The 19,542-nt window shown below is 69.8% G+C and carries 18 protein-coding genes and 5 pseudogenes; 11 read left to right on the top strand and 12 right to left on the bottom strand.

Annotated features, from left to right (window positions below; genetic code table 11):
• Positions 1-117 precede the first annotated feature (117 nt).
• Positions 118-309 carry a hypothetical protein gene (locus tag DRB96_RS10750; RefSeq protein WP_162688544.1) on the bottom strand — a complete coding sequence of 64 codons (192 nt, stop codon included), beginning with the start codon at positions 307-309 and terminating at the stop codon, positions 118-120.
• A 244-nt stretch (positions 310-553) separates the two neighbouring features.
• Positions 554-829: an isoamylase early set domain-containing protein gene (locus DRB96_RS10745; RefSeq protein ID WP_112448230.1), complete on the bottom strand. Its 276-nt coding sequence runs from the start codon at positions 827-829 to the stop codon at positions 554-556.
• Positions 830-1,033: 204 nt separating this feature from the next.
• On the opposite strand from DRB96_RS10745, the gene DRB96_RS10740 reads away from it, so the two are divergent.
• Together DRB96_RS10740 and DRB96_RS10735 are read left to right on the top strand one after the other, a co-directional pair.
• Positions 1,034-1,237: a hypothetical protein gene (locus DRB96_RS10740; RefSeq protein WP_112448229.1), complete on the top strand. Its 204-nt coding sequence runs from the start codon at positions 1,034-1,036 to the stop codon at positions 1,235-1,237.
• A 268-nt stretch (positions 1,238-1,505) separates the two neighbouring features.
• On the top strand, positions 1,506-1,964 hold the full coding sequence (locus tag DRB96_RS10735; protein ID WP_112448228.1) for an STAS domain-containing protein: 459 nt from the start codon (positions 1,506-1,508) through the stop codon (positions 1,962-1,964).
• Here the strand turns inward: DRB96_RS10735 and DRB96_RS10730 are convergent.
• Positions 1,955-2,356 carry an STAS domain-containing protein gene (locus DRB96_RS10730; RefSeq protein WP_112448227.1) on the bottom strand — a complete coding sequence of 134 codons (402 nt, stop codon included), beginning with the start codon at positions 2,354-2,356 and terminating at the stop codon, positions 1,955-1,957. The genes DRB96_RS10735 and DRB96_RS10730 overlap by 10 nt on opposite strands.
• Before the next feature lie 788 nt (positions 2,357-3,144).
• On the bottom strand, positions 3,145-3,570 hold the full coding sequence (locus DRB96_RS10725) for a hypothetical protein (RefSeq protein WP_239516095.1): 426 nt from the start codon (positions 3,568-3,570) through the stop codon (positions 3,145-3,147).
• A gap of 124 nt (positions 3,571-3,694) precedes the next feature.
• On the opposite strand from DRB96_RS10725, the pseudogene DRB96_RS44460 reads away from it, so the two are divergent.
• Positions 3,695-3,847, top strand: a pseudogene (locus DRB96_RS44460) (DUF6131 family protein); the annotation flags it as partial.
• 179 nt (positions 3,848-4,026) lie between these two features.
• Here the strand turns inward: DRB96_RS44460 and DRB96_RS10715 are convergent.
• A complete protein-coding gene (locus DRB96_RS10715) occupies positions 4,027-4,377 on the bottom strand; it encodes a hypothetical protein (protein ID WP_112448224.1) in 351 nt (116 codons plus the stop codon).
• A gap of 182 nt (positions 4,378-4,559) precedes the next feature.
• Positions 4,560-4,805 (bottom strand): hypothetical protein, encoded by a 246-nt coding sequence (locus tag DRB96_RS42805; RefSeq protein WP_162688398.1) that lies wholly within the window; start codon positions 4,803-4,805, stop codon positions 4,560-4,562.
• 27 nt (positions 4,806-4,832) lie between these two features.
• On the opposite strand from DRB96_RS42805, the pseudogene DRB96_RS10710 reads away from it, so the two are divergent.
• Positions 4,833-5,192: pseudogene (locus DRB96_RS10710) on the top strand (Tn3 family transposase); the annotation flags it as partial.
• 424 nt (positions 5,193-5,616) lie between these two features.
• Here DRB96_RS10710 and DRB96_RS10700 read toward each other — a convergent pair.
• Complete coding sequence (locus tag DRB96_RS10700) at positions 5,617-6,918, bottom strand: alpha/beta hydrolase domain-containing protein (RefSeq protein WP_112448222.1); 1,302 nt, start codon at positions 6,916-6,918, stop codon at positions 5,617-5,619.
• 525 nt (positions 6,919-7,443) lie between these two features.
• The gene (locus tag DRB96_RS10695; RefSeq protein WP_112448221.1) at positions 7,444-7,677 is read right to left on the bottom strand and encodes a hypothetical protein; all 234 of its coding nucleotides are present in this window, start codon (positions 7,675-7,677) and stop codon (positions 7,444-7,446) included.
• A 197-nt stretch (positions 7,678-7,874) separates the two neighbouring features.
• On the opposite strand from DRB96_RS10695, the gene DRB96_RS10690 reads away from it, so the two are divergent.
• On the top strand, positions 7,875-9,137 hold the full coding sequence (locus DRB96_RS10690; protein ID WP_162688543.1) for a Vps62-related protein: 1,263 nt from the start codon (positions 7,875-7,877) through the stop codon (positions 9,135-9,137).
• A 175-nt stretch (positions 9,138-9,312) separates the two neighbouring features.
• Here the strand turns inward: DRB96_RS10690 and DRB96_RS42800 are convergent, their stop codons facing one another.
• A complete protein-coding gene (locus DRB96_RS42800; RefSeq protein WP_162688397.1) occupies positions 9,313-9,453 on the bottom strand; it encodes a hypothetical protein in 141 nt (46 codons plus the stop codon).
• A pseudogene (locus DRB96_RS10685) lies at positions 9,453-9,712 on the bottom strand (helix-turn-helix domain-containing protein); the annotation flags it as partial. The pseudogene DRB96_RS10685 and the gene DRB96_RS42800, both read right to left, overlap by 1 nt.
• Before the next feature lie 447 nt (positions 9,713-10,159).
• On the opposite strand from DRB96_RS10685, the gene DRB96_RS10680 reads away from it, so the two are divergent.
• Both DRB96_RS10680 and DRB96_RS10675 read left to right on the top strand, forming a co-directional pair.
• Positions 10,160-11,017, top strand: a complete 858-nt coding sequence (locus DRB96_RS10680) for a helix-turn-helix transcriptional regulator (protein WP_112448219.1) — start codon at positions 10,160-10,162, stop codon at positions 11,015-11,017.
• 304 nt (positions 11,018-11,321) lie between these two features.
• Positions 11,322-11,726 (top strand): STAS domain-containing protein, encoded by a 405-nt coding sequence (locus DRB96_RS10675; RefSeq protein ID WP_112448218.1) that lies wholly within the window; start codon positions 11,322-11,324, stop codon positions 11,724-11,726.
• A gap of 180 nt (positions 11,727-11,906) precedes the next feature.
• Here DRB96_RS10675 and DRB96_RS10670 read toward each other — a convergent pair whose 3' ends face one another.
• Positions 11,907-12,122 (bottom strand): hypothetical protein, encoded by a 216-nt coding sequence (locus tag DRB96_RS10670; protein WP_112448217.1) that lies wholly within the window; start codon positions 12,120-12,122, stop codon positions 11,907-11,909.
• Positions 12,123-12,474: 352 nt separating this feature from the next.
• On the opposite strand from DRB96_RS10670, the gene DRB96_RS10665 reads away from it, so the two are divergent.
• Positions 12,475-12,993 carry a hypothetical protein gene (locus tag DRB96_RS10665; RefSeq protein ID WP_112448216.1) on the top strand — a complete coding sequence of 173 codons (519 nt, stop codon included), beginning with the start codon at positions 12,475-12,477 and terminating at the stop codon, positions 12,991-12,993.
• A gap of 530 nt (positions 12,994-13,523) precedes the next feature.
• Positions 13,524-14,231, top strand: a pseudogene (locus DRB96_RS10660) (IS110 family transposase); the annotation flags it as partial.
• A 67-nt stretch (positions 14,232-14,298) separates the two neighbouring features.
• Here the strand turns inward: DRB96_RS10660 and DRB96_RS10655 are convergent.
• A pseudogene (locus tag DRB96_RS10655) lies at positions 14,299-15,687 on the bottom strand (PucR family transcriptional regulator ligand-binding domain-containing protein); the annotation flags it as partial.
• A 235-nt stretch (positions 15,688-15,922) separates the two neighbouring features.
• Here DRB96_RS10655 and DRB96_RS10650 point away from each other — a divergent pair.
• Together DRB96_RS10650 and DRB96_RS10645 are read left to right on the top strand one after the other, a co-directional pair.
• Positions 15,923-16,750, top strand: coding sequence for an FAD binding domain-containing protein (locus DRB96_RS10650; RefSeq protein ID WP_112448214.1), 828 nt, complete (start codon positions 15,923-15,925; stop codon positions 16,748-16,750).
• Positions 16,747-19,530: a molybdopterin-dependent oxidoreductase gene (locus DRB96_RS10645; protein WP_112448213.1), complete on the top strand. Its 2,784-nt coding sequence runs from the start codon at positions 16,747-16,749 to the stop codon at positions 19,528-19,530. The genes DRB96_RS10650 and DRB96_RS10645 overlap by 4 nt, the downstream gene beginning before the upstream one ends.
• Positions 19,531-19,542: the final 12 nt, after the last annotated feature.

The following is a 19,542-nucleotide window of genomic DNA, read 5'->3' as shown; positions in this document are numbered from 1 at the left end:
CCAGCCGCTGTACCCCACCCCGGAGGAGTCCTCGCGGCAGCGACACACGCTCCCGGGCTGCCGGAGCGGCATAACGTGATTGGGTCCGCGCCCGGGCGGGTAGGCCCGAAAGGCCGCTCAGTCCTCCCGGCCCTCCAGGAGCCGCTTGCGCAGGTACAACAGTGCCGCGGTGTCTGCGACCTCGGCCAGCTCCGTCAGCAGGGCCCGGATCCGGCGGTCATCACGCGCGTCGACCGCCTCAACGATCCGCTCGACCGTCTGCCTGGCCTGCGGAGCACCGCCCGCCGAATCGCTCCACTCGTGCGTCATCCGCTCCCCCTTTGCCCCCGCCACAGGTCACCGCCCCAGCAGAACACAGCCCAGCATCCCGGGCCGAAACCGGCGCCTGCCGACGTCAGCCGCCCCAGGCCGTCGGGCGATACAACGCGGCCCCCTGACGCTGGGCGTGGAATCAGCGGGCCGCCAGCGCCGCCTGCCCGTGGGGTGTGGGGCGTCGGCGTGTGTTGTCGGGTTCAACGGCACAGGCGGCCGCGGGTCACGCCGGTTGGGTTGATCAGGTGTGCAGGCGGCTGTTGGGGCCTTCCTGGTCGCCGGCGCTCTCGTCGTTGAACCAGTAGTCCCCGGCGGCCAGATACCGGAAGGAGTGGGTGCTCTCGGATGGCAGCTCGACCGTGACAGCCCGCTTGCCGTCCTTGCGGGGCTTCAGGGTGTGGACGCCGGGCTGCCAGTCGTTGAAGTCGCCCACCACGCTGACCGGGCCGGGCGGGGTGTCGGCGGGCAGGATGAAGGTGACCTCGGTGCGGTCCTTGCGCAGCGTGCGCTCCAACATGGCGGTCGGCTCCTGATGGCGTGGGCGGGCGGGGATCGCGCTCATCCTCGGCGCCGCGGGCCTGGTCCGCGTTCCGACGCCCCGCCCCGGCGCACGGCGTCACCCCTGCGCCACGATCCGTAGCCGGAATGGTGCGGATCGTGACTGTCCGTGTGAGCGTGAGGGAGAGGAATCCCTGACCCCACGCATCAAGGAGTCGCCGTCATGGACGGTATGCAGGACAAGCGCCAGGAACCGGGCAAGGGCCGCGAGGAGCAGGAGCGCCTGCGCCACCCGGGCCAGGATCCCGTCCACCCCGGCGCCGGCCAGGAGGAGCGGGGCAAGAGCCCCGAGGAGCTCAAGCGGCGCCGCCAGGACGAGATGACGCGCGAGCGCGACGAGGACGAGCCGCGCGACGACGAGCTCTGAGCACGGCAGAGCCGTCCGCCCACGCACGCAGGACCCGGCCGGGGCCCGTAGTCACCATCACCCCGGCCGGGTCCTGTCATGTGCCCGGCCAGGGGCCGGCCGCATCACCCCGCTAGTGCGGGGCGGCCCGAACGGTTGCCAGCAGTAGCCTGCCCGGCCGGGCTTGCGGCCGGAGTCGGGTCAGGGCGAGTATCGAAACGGGCCATCACCCCGGCACGCCGGGGGCCGGCCACGCATCAAACCGCTCATGGTGGCGAGGTGAGAGGGCATGCAGGGCGACTTCCACATCACGATCCGGCGCTACGGGCCGACCCTGCACCTCACCCCGGCAGGAGAGCTGGACCTGGACACCGGCCCGGCCTTCGAGCAGGTGTGGCTGGCCCTGGACGACCAGGTCGCGGTGGTGGCCTGCGACATGCTCCGACTGACGTTCATCGACGTCACCGGCCTGCACCGCCTCCTCGGCCTCGCCGCCCACATCCACACTCGCGGCATCGCCTTCTTCGCCTACAACTGGCAGCGCCAGCCCCTGCGGCTCCTGGACCTCACCGACCGCCTCGACCAGGCCCGGCCGGGCACAGGCAACCGCCTGGCGCCAACCCGAATACTGCGCCGCACGCTCCGCCAGGCGCAGGCGCAGGCACCGGGCCGTGCCTCGCACCCGGCGAGGGCCGGCCACCGGCCGCCTGCTCTCCCCGCCGGCGATCTGCCGTCCCGCTACAGGTGAGGAAGAACGTCCCCGAAGTCCGCGAAACTCTCGCGCCGGGCTCGTTCTTCGATCAGGCGGCGGAAACCCGCCAGAGCGAAGCGGTCACCGGTGGACGAGCCACCTCCCGGCATCCCGGCGACCTGCGCCATCAGCCGCTGGGGCTGGGGCTGCCAGCCGACGACAAGAACCCGCAGGCCCAGGCACTCCGCCCGCCGGTGCAGGTCCAAAAGCAGCAGCAGGCCGGCGGAATCCATGAACACCACACCGTGAACATCGATCATGAGGACCCGCTCCTGCACGGTGACCTGATCCAGTGCCTGCTGGAGAACCGGCGCGGCTGCCGCGTCGAGTTCCCCGCTCACGCCGATCAGGAACGTGCTCCCACACCGCTGGACCTCCGTGGTGGTCAATACGGGCTCCCTTCCTTCCACTGCCCCGGGGCCGTACCCCAGAAGCCCTCATCCTGGCCCCTGCCTCCCGGCAGCCGGTACGAGGCGCGCCAGACAAACCGCCTGGCCAGGAAAGGGGTGTGTCCATCGCTCGCGCAGGACAGGAAGGCCCGCAGCCGGCCCCCACGGCGGAAAACGCGCCGTCACGGCCCCGACTCCGCGCCCGGCGTCGGAGCCCTCCCACGTGGTGAGCGCCGACGCCGGGCGGCCGGGTCGCGCTCGGTGACATGCCAAGGCAACCGCGTCCGCCACCGCCTCGCCGGTGCCGAGTTCACCTTTGAAGACGCGCGGTGTGGACCGCAACCCTTCCAGCCCGGGGCGCTCACGGGTACGGGTGATCGCGGGTCCAGCAGCCGTGCTTCGTCCGAGGGCGGCCAGTATCAGCAACGGTTGGATCTCGAATTGCCCCCTGCCAGTGGCTCGATGCCGTCTGCACCGTTGTCCGGATATGGACGCTCAAAGCACGCTGTTCGCGCAGGCACCACTCAATGGCGACCACTGGCGGGACGTGCTGGTGCACGGCGACGAATACGGGGGGCGTCTGGAGCTGCGGCAGCTTGACGAGCCGGGCGTGGGGGGGCGTCCCGGATCGGTTGGTCCTGCTGGCCGGAAGAGCTCGCAACTGGATGCTGGCCTTGTCCGTAGTCACCGTCGTGTCAGCGGCACTTGCCGTGGTGTCGAACTAACAGGCCGAGGACCGCGCTGTTGATCCGAGGAACGCGCGGCTGCGGGATGCGGGAAGCGGTGGCTCATCGGGGGGCGGATCGGTGACCGAACCAGTGTCTGCCTCGGTGGGCGCCCGGTCGGTCGGGGTTGTGGCCCGTCTGCTGTGCTGCCGCCTGCGCGCGGGCGTCGTCGCGTTGGTCGATCAGGTCTTCGCGTTCGCGGTCGACCACGGCCTGCTCGCGCCGTGACTGCCTCTGTCCGTGGCGTGCGGCGCTGCCGCGGCGGGCGGTGCGGCGGGCTCCGGCAAGGAGCATGGCCAGTCCGAGCAGGGCGGCGGCTCCGACGATGATGCCGTAGAGGAAGAGCGTGCCGGTGGAGCCGGTCACGTGGTAGCCGAAGACAGAGAATCCGCCGGTGAGGTCGTGTGCGCTGCCGGCGTTGGCGAAGACACCAGCCACGCCGACGACGAGTGCGGCAATGAGGATGATGAGCCCGAGGATGACGAACATGACGCGCTCCAGGGATCTGCTGCTCCCTCCACGGTAGGACTGGCCTGCCCGGGAAGCCACCGCCACGGGCCGGACCCACTCTGGAAAGAAGGGGAACTGACTCAGTCCGCGATCGGAGGACATCGTGATCGCCCTCGGAGTCATCCTGCTCGTCGTCGGCTACGTGGCCGGCATCGCCATCCTGTGGACCATCGGGATCGTCCTGGTCGTCATCGGCATCATCCTGTGGATCCTGGGATCTGTTGGACACGCCATCGGCGGACGCCGGCACTACTGGTATCGGCCCTGGGCCCGGCGCGCGCCGGGCCGCCCGATCGTTCCTCATACGATGCGACGTCGAGCAGGGCCTCAGGCGCAGTATGTCCCGCGGCTCTGTTCCGTCCCAGGAGGCATCACGTCATGACCCTCAAGGGCGCCCCTACGGGGGCGCCCTTGAGGCGTATCTCTACCAAAGGCCTACAGGAGGCTGACGAGGCTGAGGGTGAGAGAGGTGTCGTCTTCTTGCTTGATCGCCATGTTGGTGGGGAAGCCCTCGGTCTTGCGGTAGGTGACCTTCTTGCCGTCGAGGCTCCAGCGCAGGTACAGAGAGCCGTTCGCGACGTACTGGTGTGGCCAGTTGATCTGCTGTGCTGCGATCTGGGCCACGATCTCCGCGTCCGCGGGGTTCAGGTCGGGCACGCTGAGGACCCTGGAGGCGGTGTCGGTGGACTTCAACTCCAGCGGTTCCAAGTTCCACGGGATGACCTTCAGGGTGTAACCGTCGGCGTCGAGGCCGTCAGCCGTGAACCGGATGTTCGCCTTGGGCATGCCAAACTCCTCTGGTCATGAAATCCGCGCATTGGGCTGCCAGCGGCTTGCGGCGGCCCCTCACCGGCCAGAGTGCCGGTAGTACGAGCCTGCCGTGTCTGGAACATCGGAGTCCGGGACAAGATCACCCTTCAGTGGGTACAGCAGCACGAAGATGGCTGGTCCACATCTCCTCCGAAGGCCTACGAGAGCTCTTCCACGTTCTCTGCGAAACCGTCTTCCTCGGTGGGGGTTTCCGGTCCGCTGCGGTAGTGGTAGGCGGCGCCGCTCGCTGCCGCCACGGCCGCTACCCCGCCTGCCGCCGCACCGCTGATGACAGCTGTGCTCTCGGTACCGTCCTCGGTGGAGTTGTCGCCGGCGTCAGTACCGTCTCCGGCGCTGCCCTCTTCCGGGAAGTCGATGAACGGGCCCTTGATGCCGTCAGACATAACGCCTCCGTAGGGCAGATGGGCAAGCAGCTCAGCGTCCAGGAGTCCCGCCACACCCTCGCCCGGGACATCTGCCACGGCAAGCGGGGCACCATCCACCAGGCATACCGGGACGGCATGGAGGACCAGCTCGGCTCGCTGGGACTGGTGTTGAACGCCGTCGTGCTGTGGACGACAAAGTACATCGACGCCGCGGTCACCCAGCTGCGCGGCGAGGGCCACGAGATCAGCGACGAGGATGTCGCCCGCCTGTCCCGGCTGAAGTTCAAGAACCTCAACGTCCTGGGCCGCTACAGCTTCACCCCCTCCACCCCGCCCCAGGGCCTGCGCCCGCTACACGACCCGGACGCCCCTGAGCTCGACGACGACGAAGACGGCGCCGAGTAGACAGCCCCCGGAAGCCGGATCGGCCCTGGTGCCGTCCCACGGGGGGAGGGCGACACCGGGGCCGACGGTTCAATCACCGGTATGGGGACCGCCCGCGGCCACCGTCCACTCCCGTACGGCCTTCTTCGAGACGCTGGGCGACCGCCGCAACTCCGCCCGCAGCTATGCAACCGCGGCGGCGGCTCTTGCCGCGCGGCTTGTTGAGGACCTTGACTTTGCGCTGCGGGGTTGCCCCTCCGGGCCGAGCCGCGCAAGGGAGTGGCCACCATGAGGAATCACGTCTTCCCCGGCACGGAAACGGCAGCCGCCCCCGTACGTCCTGGCGGACAGACGAGGGCGGCTGTACCTGTCCGGCGGTGGAGCGCCGGTGGGTGGACGGGCGGAGAGCGTATGCATCACCGTCCGGGTGGACGCGGTCGGGGGCTCAGCGGGCCGCGGCCGCGCAGGGCTGGATCGCAACGAATTCGGTGTAGTGGTCGCGGTAGGTCTCGGTGAACGTCAGCGGCGGGCACAGCTGTACCCGCCGGCGCATGTCGGCGGCGTCCTCGGGCAGGATGTAGCGGGCCTTCTGGTAGTCGCGGACCTTGGCGGCGAATGCCTTGGCGTAGGCCTCGTGAGTACTGAAGCCGAGTTGCTGTACGGTGCGCACGTTGTCGTAGCTGCCGACGAAGCCGGAGATGTAGCGCGCCTCGCCGAGTTCGACGAATGGCAGCCGGGGCACCGGTCGGCCGGTGCGGTCCTCGGTGATTGCGTTGCCGATGGCGTCGCGGACGATGGTGCCGTTCTGAGTGCGCAGCTGCGTGCTCGTCGGCGGCTGAGATCCCTTGCGGACCCAGTCGTGCCCCTGCAGGAAATGTGCGCGCAGCGCGGGTACGAAGGAGGCCGGTGTCGTCTGCCTCACCGGGAACGGCAGGTCCAGCGGCGCGTCCAGCGGATCCGGGATGTGCGGACTGCCCGCGACGACGTAGAAACGGTAGCGGTTCAGGGCGACGCCTCGGTCGGTCAGGTTCGTGGAGTCGTCAGCTTCCGAGTTCACGATGACGATCTTGCCGTCGAAGCGGCCGGCGACCAGGTCGGCCTGCGGGTCGAAGCCCTCCGTGGTGATCGGCACTGCCAGGTCGAACACGCCAGCGGCGGCACCGGAGCGAACGAGGCGAAGGATGGGGTACGAGCTGTCGGAAAAGCCCGTGACGTACTTACGGGACACCTTTCCGACCATCGAGCGGCCACCGGAGGAGAGCGCCTTGGCGAAGTCGGTGATGATCTCGTCGTCGACCCTCGCTCCGTCCTCCTCGATTCCTCCCTCGATGAACGTGCCGGGGACGGACGGGTCGAGGATGCGGTTACCGAGGGTGCTCCAGCCGACGCCGACGTGTACGAATCCGCGGCGGAACAGGAAGTCCTTGCCGAGATAGACGTTGAGCGTGCCGAGGCCCACCACGAAGTGCGGAGGCTCCACGAGCACGGTGCCGTTGGAGCGGTGCGGCTCGGCCGGGGCACTGATCCGGTAGGGCACCCGGAACCGGCCGGTCGACGTCCAGCCTTCGAACACTCCGTCGTACTGGACGTAGCGGATGCCGCCGTACGACCCGAGGGCCGTGGTCGTCGGACGGCTGAGCCGGTCCTCGGTCCCGTTCTGCGGGGGGTCGGCAGCGTCGTGGGGGGCCGCGACCGACTCGGGGTGACGGGGGACGGCCTGGGCGCCTGTTGCCGACAGGGCCGGCATGAGTGCCGCCAGCAGCAGTGCCCACAGCCCGAGCCACCTCCGACGAAAGACCGCCGACTGCGGGAGAGGGTGGGAAGGACCGGCCGGCCGGTCGGGTTGTGACCGCCGCGGAAGTGTGACCGGGCCGTTGAATCGCAACCACTGCCAGAACATCGGGTGCTCCTCCTTGTAGGCCGAGAAGCACTCATCCGGTGCTCCGGCACTGGAGCCAGCCGACCACTCCCGGTCCGGTCCGGCCTACCGGCCTCGCCCAACGGAGCGAGCTGCTTCCCCCGTGTGGGCGTGCCCCAGCAACCACGGCCCCCACGCCGGGCGGGAATCGAAGCTGGTAGCGCTGGGCCATGTTCTTGATCACGATGCGAGGCCGTACACGTCGGTCCAGGACGCCAGCCACTCGCGGGCCCTGGCACGAGCGGCATCCCGTCGTCGCAGGAGTCCTCGCCTCACACCTCACACCCTCACACCGCACCGCGCCCACCTGGGGAAACGGGCTGTGTGCCACACAGGAGCACCGGGGTGACTTGCCTACAGGACCGCACGGTGGAGAACGCGGCGGTCCCCGGACATCGCGTAACGGCGGGCGGCGAGGCCGTTCTCGATGGTCTCCCCGATCTGCTCGCACAACCGGGCGAGGACGTCGGCCGCGTCGGTGTCGGACAGGTACGCCGGGGCGACTTCGAGCATCAGCTCCCCGACCTGGTGGGTGTGGGCGGCGAGTTCGTCGACCAAGCGGCGCAGCTCGGTGAGCGCGGAATCCACAGACGGACCGACGGGGGGCGGTAGCGGTGCGCAAACCAGCCCGATGATCTTCAGCCAATATCTGGCGTATGTCCGAATTCCCCGCTTCAGCGGTTCGTTGATTCGCTAACGTCACGTGAGCAGCACGTCACGTTGAGTAGCTGTCTTTCGGGATGGACATATGCGGATCCCCGGAACCGGGGACAGGAAGGCGTGGAATGACTGAGAAGTCGAAGGCTTTCGGGGAACTCACTCTCGCGTACACGGACAAGTTGACGTGGTGCTGGGACGACGAGGATTCGGGCGGTAAGCACTGGGTGAGTTTCTGGCAGCCTGTCGCGCCGGAAGGGTTCAAGGTTCTGGGCACGGTCGCCATTCCGGCCTGGGGCTCCGCGAACCTCAACCCGGGCACCCCGAACGAGAAGATCAAAGACCACGTGGTGGCCATGGTCGTGAAGGAAACCCCGGGTGTCCCGTCGGCCACGGGCAAGCCGCCGCTGGCCTCGCCGACGGACTACGAGAAGGTGTGGAAGGACTCCGGCACCGGAACCAAGTACAAGGGCATGATCTGGCGTCCCATCCCCCCGAAGGGCTACGTCGCGATGGGCTGCGTCACCCCCAAGGACTCCTACGACAAGCCGCCGCTGGACGCGGTGGTCTGCGTCCGCGAGGACCTCACGTTCGGCTCCAACGCCAAGTGGCTCTACAGCGACGCCGGAGCCGGCGGTAAGGAAGACCTGTCCGTCTGGCGGAACGTGGTCCCCCCGTCCTACGTCGACAACACCGACGGCCGGACGCGGGCACTGATCGCCCCGAACACGTTCGCGGCGCACAATGCGTACAACCAGCCGCAGTGGTTGCCGGAGATGCGGGTGCTGTGTCTGCCCATGCCCGTTGAGGAGCCCGTACGGAGCCCTTACCCCGAGCTGACCGACCACAGCCAGCCCGCGAGCAAGACCCCGGAGGTACCGGCCAACGCGGTCTGGGTGCCGTTCACCGCCATCACCGACACCGCCAAGTCCACACCGTGGAAGCTGGAGAACTCCCCCTTCTACAAACTGGAACGCAAGGCGGCGTGGTCGCTGGTCCGCCACCTGAACAACAACACCCAGATCGTGCAGAAGGTCACCGAGGCGGTGACCCTGGGCGTCGAGAAGGAACAGGTCTCATCGTTCACGGCCGCGGTGGGTGTCGCGTTCACCGCGACGGCGGGCGTCAGCAGCGGATTCGCCAGCGCGGAGGTGTCCACCACCTACAGCCTGGAACTCGGCTTCGGAACGTCGACCGGGTTGAAGGAGATCGAGTCCCGGCAGGTCACCAAGGAACTCTCCGCGCCGCCCGGCACGGCCGCCGCCGTGTGGGTGGGCAGCAGCACCATCCAGGTCGTCCGCGCCGACAACACCCGCGTCGGGCCGCCGGTCACCTTCAAGGGCGAGACCGACCACTACGACCAGTACCCCGACACGGCGCCGTCCTCATGAGGCTCTGACACCGCCCGTACGGCTGCGCCCCCGCCGATCGTCGGCGGGGGCGCAGCCGTCCCTGCGGGTGCCTGGGGCGGCGGGAGCGAGCGCGAAATCTGTCCGCCCCTGGTGAATCCTGCGGCACCCAGTACGCATGCCAACCCGGCACGCATCCACGCCTACTCGATCCGCGTCAACACGCCGATCCAACAGGGAAGTCGTTGTAGCCGAGCGGCGCCCAGACGCGGGCGGCGTAGGCGTCGCGGACCCAGGCGGCGTGCAGCGCCAGGGAGCGGCGGAGGGCGCCCATCGCCTCGTGCAGCCCAGCCGTCATCCCCGGTCCCACCCGATCCGCTCCGCGATCACGTCGCCGGCATCGTCGGGGTCTCCCGCAGCAGTTCCCGGATCTGGACCTCGACCGCGTCGACCGCCGAGCCCTTGACCGCACGCTCGTACTTCGGCGGCCGGTCCGTGGCCAGAGCCCGCTTGACCGTGTTCCTCGAGATCCCCAGATGCCGGGCGATAGCCCGGATCGGCATCCGCTCGGCCCGATGCAGCCGGCGGATCTCTGCCCAGTCCTCCACGAGGATCACCCTTCCCTCCTGACCTTGATCACCAATGCCAGAGCCAGATGAAGATCACCAAGTGGGTCACTTTTGATACGCCGTCAGAGGGGCCGAGTCCAACCGTCGCCGAGAGCCCCGGAAGACGACAGCCTGGAGCCCACTCTTAGCCGACGCGCGCCTGGGGATGCTGAGGGAAGACGCCGCCAGAATGCACGCCCCCACACCCCCAGCCCGGGCGGCACGCCGCAAGGCGGCCAGTCGTTGCCTTCCCTCCGCAGGAAGCAGTCCCCTCCGGGAAGTGGGCCTGCCGCGGCTGGCTGCTCGTCGAGGGCTACCTGGGTGAGCCCGGCTCGCGCCAGGTAACGCCGCGCAGGAAGACTCGTTGATCATTTCTGCACGGCGAACGCGTTCGCCCGGACTTGGCCGTGGCCTCCCATGGCTGGTAGAGGGTCCCGAGCCGGAGGTAGAGCGCCCGTGGCGGTGAACGGAAACCCCACCGTCAGAAGACGCCGGCTGGGCGCGGAGCTGCGCCGGCTCCGCCTGGCCAGTGGCCTGACGAGTACACAGGTTGCAGAGCGACTGCTGATCTCCCAGCCCAAGATCAGCCACCTGGAGAACGGCCGCCGTGCCATCAAGCCCCGCGATGTGCGGGACCTGTGCGGCCTCTACGGCGTGACCGACCAGCAGGTCATCGACTCGTTGATGCGGATGGCCTCTGAATCGGACCGGCAGGGCTGGTGGGTCGCCTTCGGCGAAGTCCCCTACGCCGTCTTCATCGGCCTGGAGACGGAAGCCTCCTCCATCCGAACCTACGAGCCCCTGGTGATCCCCGGCCTCATGCAAACACCCGCCTACGCGGCCGCCGTCATCGCCGAAACGATCCCGCAGGCCACGCCCGAACAGATCGCCACCCGCCTTGAGGTACGGCTACGCCGTCAGCACCGGTTCCACCACCCGGCACGCCCCTTGAGCTTATGGGTGGTGCTCGACGAATCAGCACTGCGCCGTGTGGTCGGCAGTCCCGCCATCATGCGCGAACAGCTTGAACACCTGAGCTCCCTCAGCACCCAGCCGTACATCACCGTGCAGGTCCTCCCGCACGGCGTGGGAGCCCACCCGGGGATCTCGGGGCAGTTCTCCCTCCTCCACTTCACGGACGCTCCCGGGGCGGGGACGGTGTATCTGGAACGGTTCACCAGCGACCTCTACCTGGAGAAACGATCCGACGTCGAGCGCTACAGCGGCATGTACGAACACCTCCAGGCCCAGGCCCTGGACCCGGACAGCACCCGCCAGTTCATCACCCGCGCCACCGAGATCCACACCGGGTAGCGGGCGCACACCTCCCGAGCGTGCTTGACCCCCGCTGGCCAACCCGGAGTCAAAAGCATGGCCATCTAGGAATCCACACACCTCGCCCACCTGCGAACTTCCCGGGCTCGCTGGCCAAGCGTCGATCAACGTCTCATTTTTGTGACTTTGGCTCCTATTCGGCCCCTTTGGTGCGATCGAGGGCACAGCCGCTGCTGTCCAGGCCGGTGTGGGAGCGCCAGCGAGCCGCGTACCGGTCCAGGGGACCGCCGCGCCAGGATGAGGAGCCCCGAGGGCCCGGCGTCCCGGGCGGAAGGAGAGCGCATTGATCACCACGAACGTCCAGCGTTACGGCACGGTCCTGGTCAGCGTCACCGGGGCACTGGATGAGGACGCGGGCGCGGCGCTCCAGCGGGCGCTGGACGACGTCACCGCCGGCGAGCGGGACCTCATGGTCGACCTGCACGGCGCGATGTCCATGGACGCTGACGGCCTGCTCCACCTCCTGGCCCTGCATCGGCGGGCCGAGAGCCTGGGCTTGCGCGTCCTGGTCGTCGGCTGGCAGCCCCCGCCCCAGCAGTTCATGGCCGATGTCGCCGGCATTCGCGGTCGCGGCTCGGCCACCGGCGAGCGGTACGCCGTGGCGGGCTTTCGCCGGCTGATCGAGGAGCGGGCGCAGCGCGCACGCGACCTCTCGGATTTCGGTGCAGGCTGGCTGTCCGGCGTCTAGTGCTGTGGCCGGGAAGGTTTGCCGGGTCGCGGTGTCCGGTGCGGTGCATCGCAAGGCGGAGGACCACGCCTCGTACTGGCCGTACCGGTGTGGTCCGACAACGCGGCGAGGTGCCGTGCCGGGCGCCGCGACCCGGTGGACCTTTCCGGTCACAGCACTAGCGAGGCCCGATTCTGTTCCTCACACGGACGGTTCCCACTCCTCGGGGCCGGCGCCCCGCCACTCCACGAAGTCGGGGTCGGTGAGGTCCACGTCCTCGGCGTTCTCGAGGCCGGCCTCGGCGAGGAAGACGCAGATGTCGGCCGGGCGGTGGGCGACCCCGATGGCGGTGCCGTCGTAGCGGACCCGGCGCCACCCCTGTGCGTCCGGCGGGTAGACGATCAGCTTGGCGGCCATGCGCCCAGCCTCCATCCCGCCCACGCACGCGGCACCCGTCGGCGCCCGAACGGGTGACGTCCCTCGGCCTTCGGCGGCCGGCGCGTGGGGTGGAGTCCTCGCCCGTCAGCCGACCTCGCGGTCCGGCGGGGTGCGCGGCGCTGGTCGCGGCCTGCACGGTGGGGTGGAGGTGGAGGTGGAGGACGGTGTCGGCGCCGGTCATCTCCAGGAGCCGTTGGAGCTGGTTCGGGGGTGCCGCAATACGGAGCTCGGCCAGGGCGCGGGCCTGCAGGAGAAGGTTCCAAGGACGCCGTGTCGGTCTCACCGCGAAGGACGCCCTCGCGGGTCCGGCAGGTCTGAAAGGATCCTCGGCATGCTGATCAACCAGGGCTCGGCGGCCCGCCTCGATGACGCAACTCCGTGGAACGGCCTGTACGAGCAGGCCGCCGAGAAACAGAACGACCTCGTCTCGGAGGTGCGCACCGCGGTCGACTACGGCATGGACGACCCCGAGGATTCGGTGGAGATGGCCTGCGCTGCGGCCGAGACCGCTGGGGCCGTGGTTCAGGCCCTGGAGAGCCCGTGGGCCCTCTATACCCCGCAGGACGCAGCGACGGTCGCCTCGGCGCTCTTCGTCCAGCTCCAGCACAGCGCCGACGCGCTTCTGGAGCTGCGGCGGTCGGTCGGACGGATCGTGGAGCGCGGCGAGGCCGACCTGGTCGCCCCGGCCGGCGCCGGGCAGCCGGCGAACCTGGGCGATGCCTTGGAGACGCTGCAGTCGCTGTCCGACACGATCCGCGGCCCGGTCGCCCGGCATGCCTCCACCACGGTGCGCGCCCTTGAAGCGTCCCGAGTTCGGCCTCGGTTCCGACCGATGCCCACCAGACCGTAGTGGCCGTGGCGGCCCTGCTCGCGGAGCAGCACGAGGGGGAGGTGACGCTGAACACCCACCATGAGGAAGGCGACTACGACCCGGCGACCGACGGCGGGTTCGGATGCGGCTGCGACGTCACCATCCTTGACGCCGATGAGGTGTACAACTTCCACCGCGGCGACTCGGAATGGTCGGTCACCAGGGACTCGGGCGGCCAGGAGCTGCCCGACGGTTACACCGTCTTCGACACCCATGAAACCTTGAGCACGTCCCTGAAGACCGCCCCCCCGTTATGTTTTTCGCGGTCCTGCAATGGGGCCGCTGGCCTCCGGGCCCGGTATGACTGTGTCCCCTCTGTCGCACGGATGACCTGGGGGTGGCGTCGCCGGGCCTGTGGGGTGCCGTCGGAGACGCTGATGAGAGACCCGGCCACCGTCCGGTCCGGCGCAATGCCGGGCAGTACGCGGGCGGCAGGTCTGCATAACGTGGATGCGCGAGCACGGTGCCACCGCCGAGGCCGGCACGGTCAACCACCCTGGAGAGGTGCGATGTTAGACACCCGCAATGTGGGCGTCTTCCTGGGCATGGACGTCGGCAAGACAGCTCACCACGGCCATGGGCTGACCCCGGCGGGCAAGAAGGTCTTCGACAAGCCGATGCCCAACAGCGAACCGAAACTGCGGGCCGTCTTCGACAAGCTCAAGGCCAAGTTCGGCACCGTGCTGGTGATCGTGGACCAGCCAGCCTCGATCGGGGCTCTGCCGCTGGCCATCGCCCGCGACGCGGGCTGCGAGGTCGCCTACCTGCCCGGACTCGCGATGCGACGGATCGCCGACCTCTACCCGGGAGAGGCGAAGACCGACGCGAAGGACGCGGCGGTGATCGCGGACGCGGCCCGGACCATGCCGCATATCCTGCGGTCGCTGGAGCTGACCGACGAGATCACCGCCGAGCTCACGGTGCTGACCGGTTTCGACCTGGACCTCGCCGCCGAGGCCACCCGCACCAGCAACCGGATACGCGGCCTGCTGACCCAGTTCCACCCGTCGCTGGAGCGCGTGCTCGGGCCCCGGCTGGACCACCCCGCAGTCACCTGGCTCCTCGAACGCCACGGATCCCCGGCCGCTTTGCGGAAAGCCGGCCGCCGCAGACTCGTCGAACTCATCCGACCGAAGGCGCCGCGGATGGCCGTCCGGCTGATCGATGAGGTCTTCGACGCTCTCGACGAGCAGACCGTCATCGTTCCCGGCACGGGTAACCGCAGCGCAGCGCCGCGTACAGGTCGACCTTGTGGTCGAGGCGGGTGAGGTCCCGGCCCGTGAGCACCTCGACCCTGTCGATCCGGTAGTGGACGGTGTTCACGTGCAGGTGCAGGGCTTCCGCCGTGCGCGTCCACGAGCAGTTGTTGGCCAGGAAGACCTCCAGGGTCTCGCGCAGCATCCCGTCCCCCAAGGCCCCCAGGATCCGGGCCGCGAACACCCTTCGCACCTCGGGCGGAACCCCTGCCAGCAGTTCCGAGAGGGTGTCCAGCTGCTCGACCCCGCGCACCGGAACCGACATATCCGCCGCCCTCAGCGCGTACCGGGCCTGGCTCAGTGACACGCGCAGCTCCTCGGCTCCGGCGGCCTGCGCGCCGACGCCCAGGCGCAGGTCCGCCTCCGAGGCCCCGCACGCTAGGAGCAGCGGCCACACCGAGCGGAGCTGAGCCGTCGGGTCCGCCTCCGCGCTCGGGGCCTCGGACAGCACGGCAGCCGTCCCGCCCACTGCGTGCGGGATCCCTTCGAGGTGCGCCAGCGCCTCGGCCAGGGCGTCGCCGGAGGTGGACGCGACGACGCGGTACGGGCCACCCGGCGGCAGTCCGGCAGCGACGAGGGCCTCCTCCAGCGCCCCGAGGTCGATTGAGCCCTCCCCCTCCAGCAGTGCGAACAGCTCCTCGCTCGCGACCCGGACGGCGGCGGCTCGGCGGGTCTGCCCGTCGCGGTACTGGGCGAGGATCTCGGCGATCTCGTGGAGCACGCGCGGAGGGGCCGCGTCCGGGTCGGGGAGGTGCAGGTGCCAGGCATCGTACGGAGTGCTCTCGGCCTCGATCCGCAGCCAGACCCCGCCCCGCGCGGGGGCGGACACCGCCCGCCCGGCGGGCAGCTCGGGGGCGGACGGGGTGCGGGCGACCGTGCGGCCGCTGGCGGTGAGCAGGTAGCCGCTCACCCGGCCCAGGTGGGCGCAGGCCCGGTCGAGCAGTTCGGCGGGGCCGGCCCCGCTCTCCAGGAGCCGGCTCAGTTCGGCGCGCACGTTCTCGGGGAGTGCGAAGGTCCGGGTGGGGCGGCGGCTGAGGTCGCCCCACTGGCGCAGGTACACGGCCTCGGTCACGGCCCGGAAGCTGGTGGTCGCGGGCACGGCCGCGATGGGCACCCGGTGGGCGCGGCAGGCGGCGACGAGCTCGTCGGGGACCCGGCCGTGGGTCTCCTCGCCGGCCAGCAGGGCGGTGGCCCCGGCTTCCGCGAGGGCGGCCACGAAGCGGTCCGCCTTCGCCGGATCGCCCTGCGACCACCACACCAGTCCACTGAGGACGAGTTCCCCGGGCCCCAGGAAGCGCCCCGGGTCCTCCAGGTCAGTGGCGGTGACCCCGCTGATGTCCTGGCCGAGAAGTGGTTCCTCTCCCCAGAGCAGGGTGAGGCCGAGATTCTCGGACTGGAGCAGGTCGAGGACGTGCATGGCAGGGACTCCTTGCGGTGGGCGGTGCCCCACATTCGCTAGGTGAATACGAGGATGGCCATCGTAAATGCAAGCGCAAGCGGCCAGTTAGCCTCTTGGTTGATCGTCCAGAACCGTGGGCCGCGACGCTGTGCGATTCCGTGGCGGGGACCAGTCGTTTCGACCGCGTCGCGTTGCTTCACTGGCGGGTAGCCGCGGTTCTTCGCCGTCGGACGAGAAAGGCTGGTGGCTGGAATTGGATCTCAACACGGTGCTCGACGTGCGTGACGCGCGCCGCCGGGAGCCCTGGCGTCCGGGTGACGCCTGGCTCGGCGGCGGCACGTACCTCTTCTCCGAGCCGCAGCCGCACATCCGCCGTCTCGTCGACCTCTCCCGGATGGGCTGGCCGCCCCTGTCGTGGCAGCCCGACGGCTCCGTGGACATCGCCGCCACCTGCACGATCACCGAGCTGTCCCGCTTCGGCCGGACCCTGCCCGCCACGGCCGCGCCGCTCTTCGAACAGTGCTGCCGGGCCTTTCTCGCCAGCTTCAAGATCTGGAACATGGCGACCGTCGGCGGCAATCTCTGCAACGGCCTCCCTGCCGGCCCGGTGATCTCCCTCACCGCCGCCCTCGACGGCACCGTCCTCCTCCAGGGCCAGGACGGCGCCACCCGCCGCCTGCCCGTCACCGACTTCATCCGCGGAGCCGGCGTCAAGGACCTGCGCGACGGCGAGCTGCTGCGCTCGGTGCGGCTGCCCGCCCGCGCACTGGACTCCCGTACGGCCTTCCGGCAGGCCTCCCTCTACGGTCTCGGCCGCTCCGGCGCCCTCGTCATCGGCGCCCACGACCCCCAGGACGGCTCCCTCGCCGTCACGGTCTCGGCCGCCACCACCCGCCCCTTCCGCTTCTGGTTCGCGCTGCCGCCCACGGCGGCCGAGCTGCGCCGGGCGATCGACGACACCGTCCGGCCCGACGAGTGGTACGACGACATCCACGGACTGCCCGCCTGGCGACGGCACATGGCGCTGCGCCTGGCGGAGGAGATCCGCCGCGAACTCACGGCCGAGGAGGTCTCCCGATGAGCTACGAGATCGAGATCAACAAGCAGCGCTTCGAGGACGAGCCCCGCTCCGGCCAGTGCCTGCGCACTTACCTGCGCGAGCACGGCTGGTTCGGCGTGAAGAAGGGCTGCGACCAGGGGGACTGCGGCGCCTGCACGGTCCACGTGGACGGGCAGCCGGTCCACAGCTGCCTCTACCCTGCGGTCCGGGCCGAGGGCCGCGCCGTCACCACCGTCGAGGGCCTGTGCTCTCCCGGCGGCGAGCTGCACCCCGTCCAGCAGAAGTTCCTCGACGCCCAGGGCTTCCAGTGCGGCTTCTGCACCGCTGGCTTCCTGATGACCACGGCCGCGCTCCAGGCCGAGCAGGGCACCGCCCACGACGACGGCAAGCTGGACGACCTCCCCCGCGCCTTCAAGGGCAACATCTGCCGCTGCACGGGATACCGCGCCATCGAGGACGCCGTACGCGGCGTGAAGCACACCGAAACCCCCGAAGCGGGCCAGGCCGTCGGCAAGTCCCTGGGCGCCCCCGCCGGCCCGCAGGTCGTCACCGGAACCGCCCGCTACACCTTCGACGTCGAAGTCCCCGGCCTGCTCCACATGAAGCTGCTGCGCTCCCCGCACCCGCACGCCCGCATCGTCTCCATCGACACCACCGACGCCCTCCAGGTCCCCGGCGTGCACGCCGTGTTCACCCACCACGACGCCCCCGACCGGCTGTATTCGAGCGCCCGTCACGAGCACCCCACCGAAGACCCGATGGACACCCGCGTCCTGGACGACGTGGTCCGCTTCGTCGGCCAGCGCGTGGCGGCCGTGGTCGCCGACAGCGAACAGGCGGCTGAGGAGGGCTGCCGCCGCGTGGTCGTCACGTACGAGGAACTCCCGTACGTGATCGACCCGGAGGAGGCCATGCTGCCGGGCGCCCCCGTCATCCACCCCAAGGGACCCGAGTCGGGCATCTTCCGCGCCGAGAACAACGTGTGCGGCGAGATCCACAACACCCTCGGGAACATGGAGGAGGGCTACGCGCAGGCGGACGTGGTCTACGAGGAGACCTTCCAGACCCAGCGCGTGCAGCACGCCAGCCTGGAGACCCACGGCAGCGTCGCGTACTTCGAGCCAAAGGAGGACGGCTCCCCGGGCGAGCGCATCACCGTCCGCTCCTCCACCCAGGCGCCGTTCCTGACCCGGCGTGCGCTGTGCGCCCTCTACGACCTGAACGAGGACGAGGTCCGCGTCGTCGCGGGCCGCGTGGGCGGCGGGTTCGGCGGCAAGCAGGAGATGCTCACCGAGGACATCGTGGTCCTCGCCGCCCTGAAGCTGCGGCGCCCGGTGAAACTCGAATTCACCCGGGCCGAGCAGTTCTACGGGGCCACCACCCGCCACCCCTTCAAGATCACCATCAAGATCGGCGCCAAGGCCGACGGCACCCTCACCGCGCTGCGCATCCGCGTGGTCTCCAACACCGGCGCCTACGGAAACCACGGCCCGGCCGTGATGTTCCACAGCGTCGGCGAGTCCTTCGCCGTCTACAAGGCGCCGAACAAGCAGGTGGAGGCGTACTCCGTCTACACCAACGGCGTACCGGCGGGAGCCTTCCGCGGCTACGGCCTGGGCCAGGTCCTCTTCGCCCTCGAATCGGTGATGGACGAGCTGGCCGTCCGGCTCGGCATGGACCCGCTCGCCCTGCGCGAGAAGAACGTCATCGGCCCCGGAGACCCGATGGTGACCCCGATCGGCCACGAGGAGGACCTCTTCATCGCCTCGTACGGCATGAAGCAGTGCATGGACGTCGTCCGCAAGGCCATCGCCGAGGACCGCAGCCACCAGGACGTTCCCGAGGGCTGGCTCACCGGTACGGGCACGGCGGTCGCCATGATCGCGACCGGACCTCCCGGCGGCCACTACGCCGACGCCCGGGTCAGCCTGCTGCGCGACGGGACGTACGACATCGCGGTCGGCACGGCCGAGTTCGGCAACGGCACCACCACCGTCCACAAGCAGATCACCGCCGGAGCCCTGAACACCACCGTCGACCGCATCGCCGTCCGCCAGTCCGACACCGACGTCGTGCGCCACGACACCGGCGCCTTCGGCTCGGCCGGCACGGTGGTGGCGGGCAAGGCCGTGATGCTGGCGGCGGGATCCCTCGCGGAGCGGCTCCAGACCTTCGCGGCCCGCCACACGGGCATCGCCCGGCACCTGTGCACGCTTCAGGCCGAGGCCTTCGACTGCGCCGGCCGGGTCCTCACCCTCAAGGAGCTGTACGAGGCCGCGTACGACACGGGCAAGCTGGAGGAGATCGCCGCCGACGGCCACTGGGGCGGCTCCCCGCGCTCGGTGGCCTTCAACGCCCAGTGGTTCCGGATCGCCGTCGACCCGGACACCGGCGAGATGAAGATCCTCCGCTCCGTCCACGCGGCCGACGCGGGCAAGGTCATGAACCCGATGCAGTGCCGCGGGCAGGTGGAGGGCGGGGTCGCCCAGGCCCTGGGCGCCACCCTCTTCGAGACCGTACGGGTGGACGGGCGCGGGGAGGTCACCACGGCCGCGTTCCGCCGCTACCGGCTCCCGCAGTACGCGGACGTCCCGCGCACCGAGGTCCACTTCATGGAGACCTCCGACGCCATCGGCCCGCTCGGCGCCAAGTCCATGTCCGAGAGCCCCTTCAACCCGGTGGCCCCCGCCTTCGCCAACGCCCTGCGCGACGCGACCGGGATCCGCTTCACCGAGTTGCCGGTGACACGCGACATCGTCTGGCAGAAGATTCACCAGAAGATGCAAGGTAGGAACGAATAAATATGCCACACC

The organism is Streptomyces sp. ICC1 (assembly GCF_003287935.1).
In the GTDB taxonomy this organism is placed as follows: domain Bacteria; phylum Actinomycetota; class Actinomycetes; order Streptomycetales; family Streptomycetaceae; genus Streptomyces; species Streptomyces tritrimontium.
This window is presented reverse-complemented; position numbering and strand designations above follow the sequence as displayed.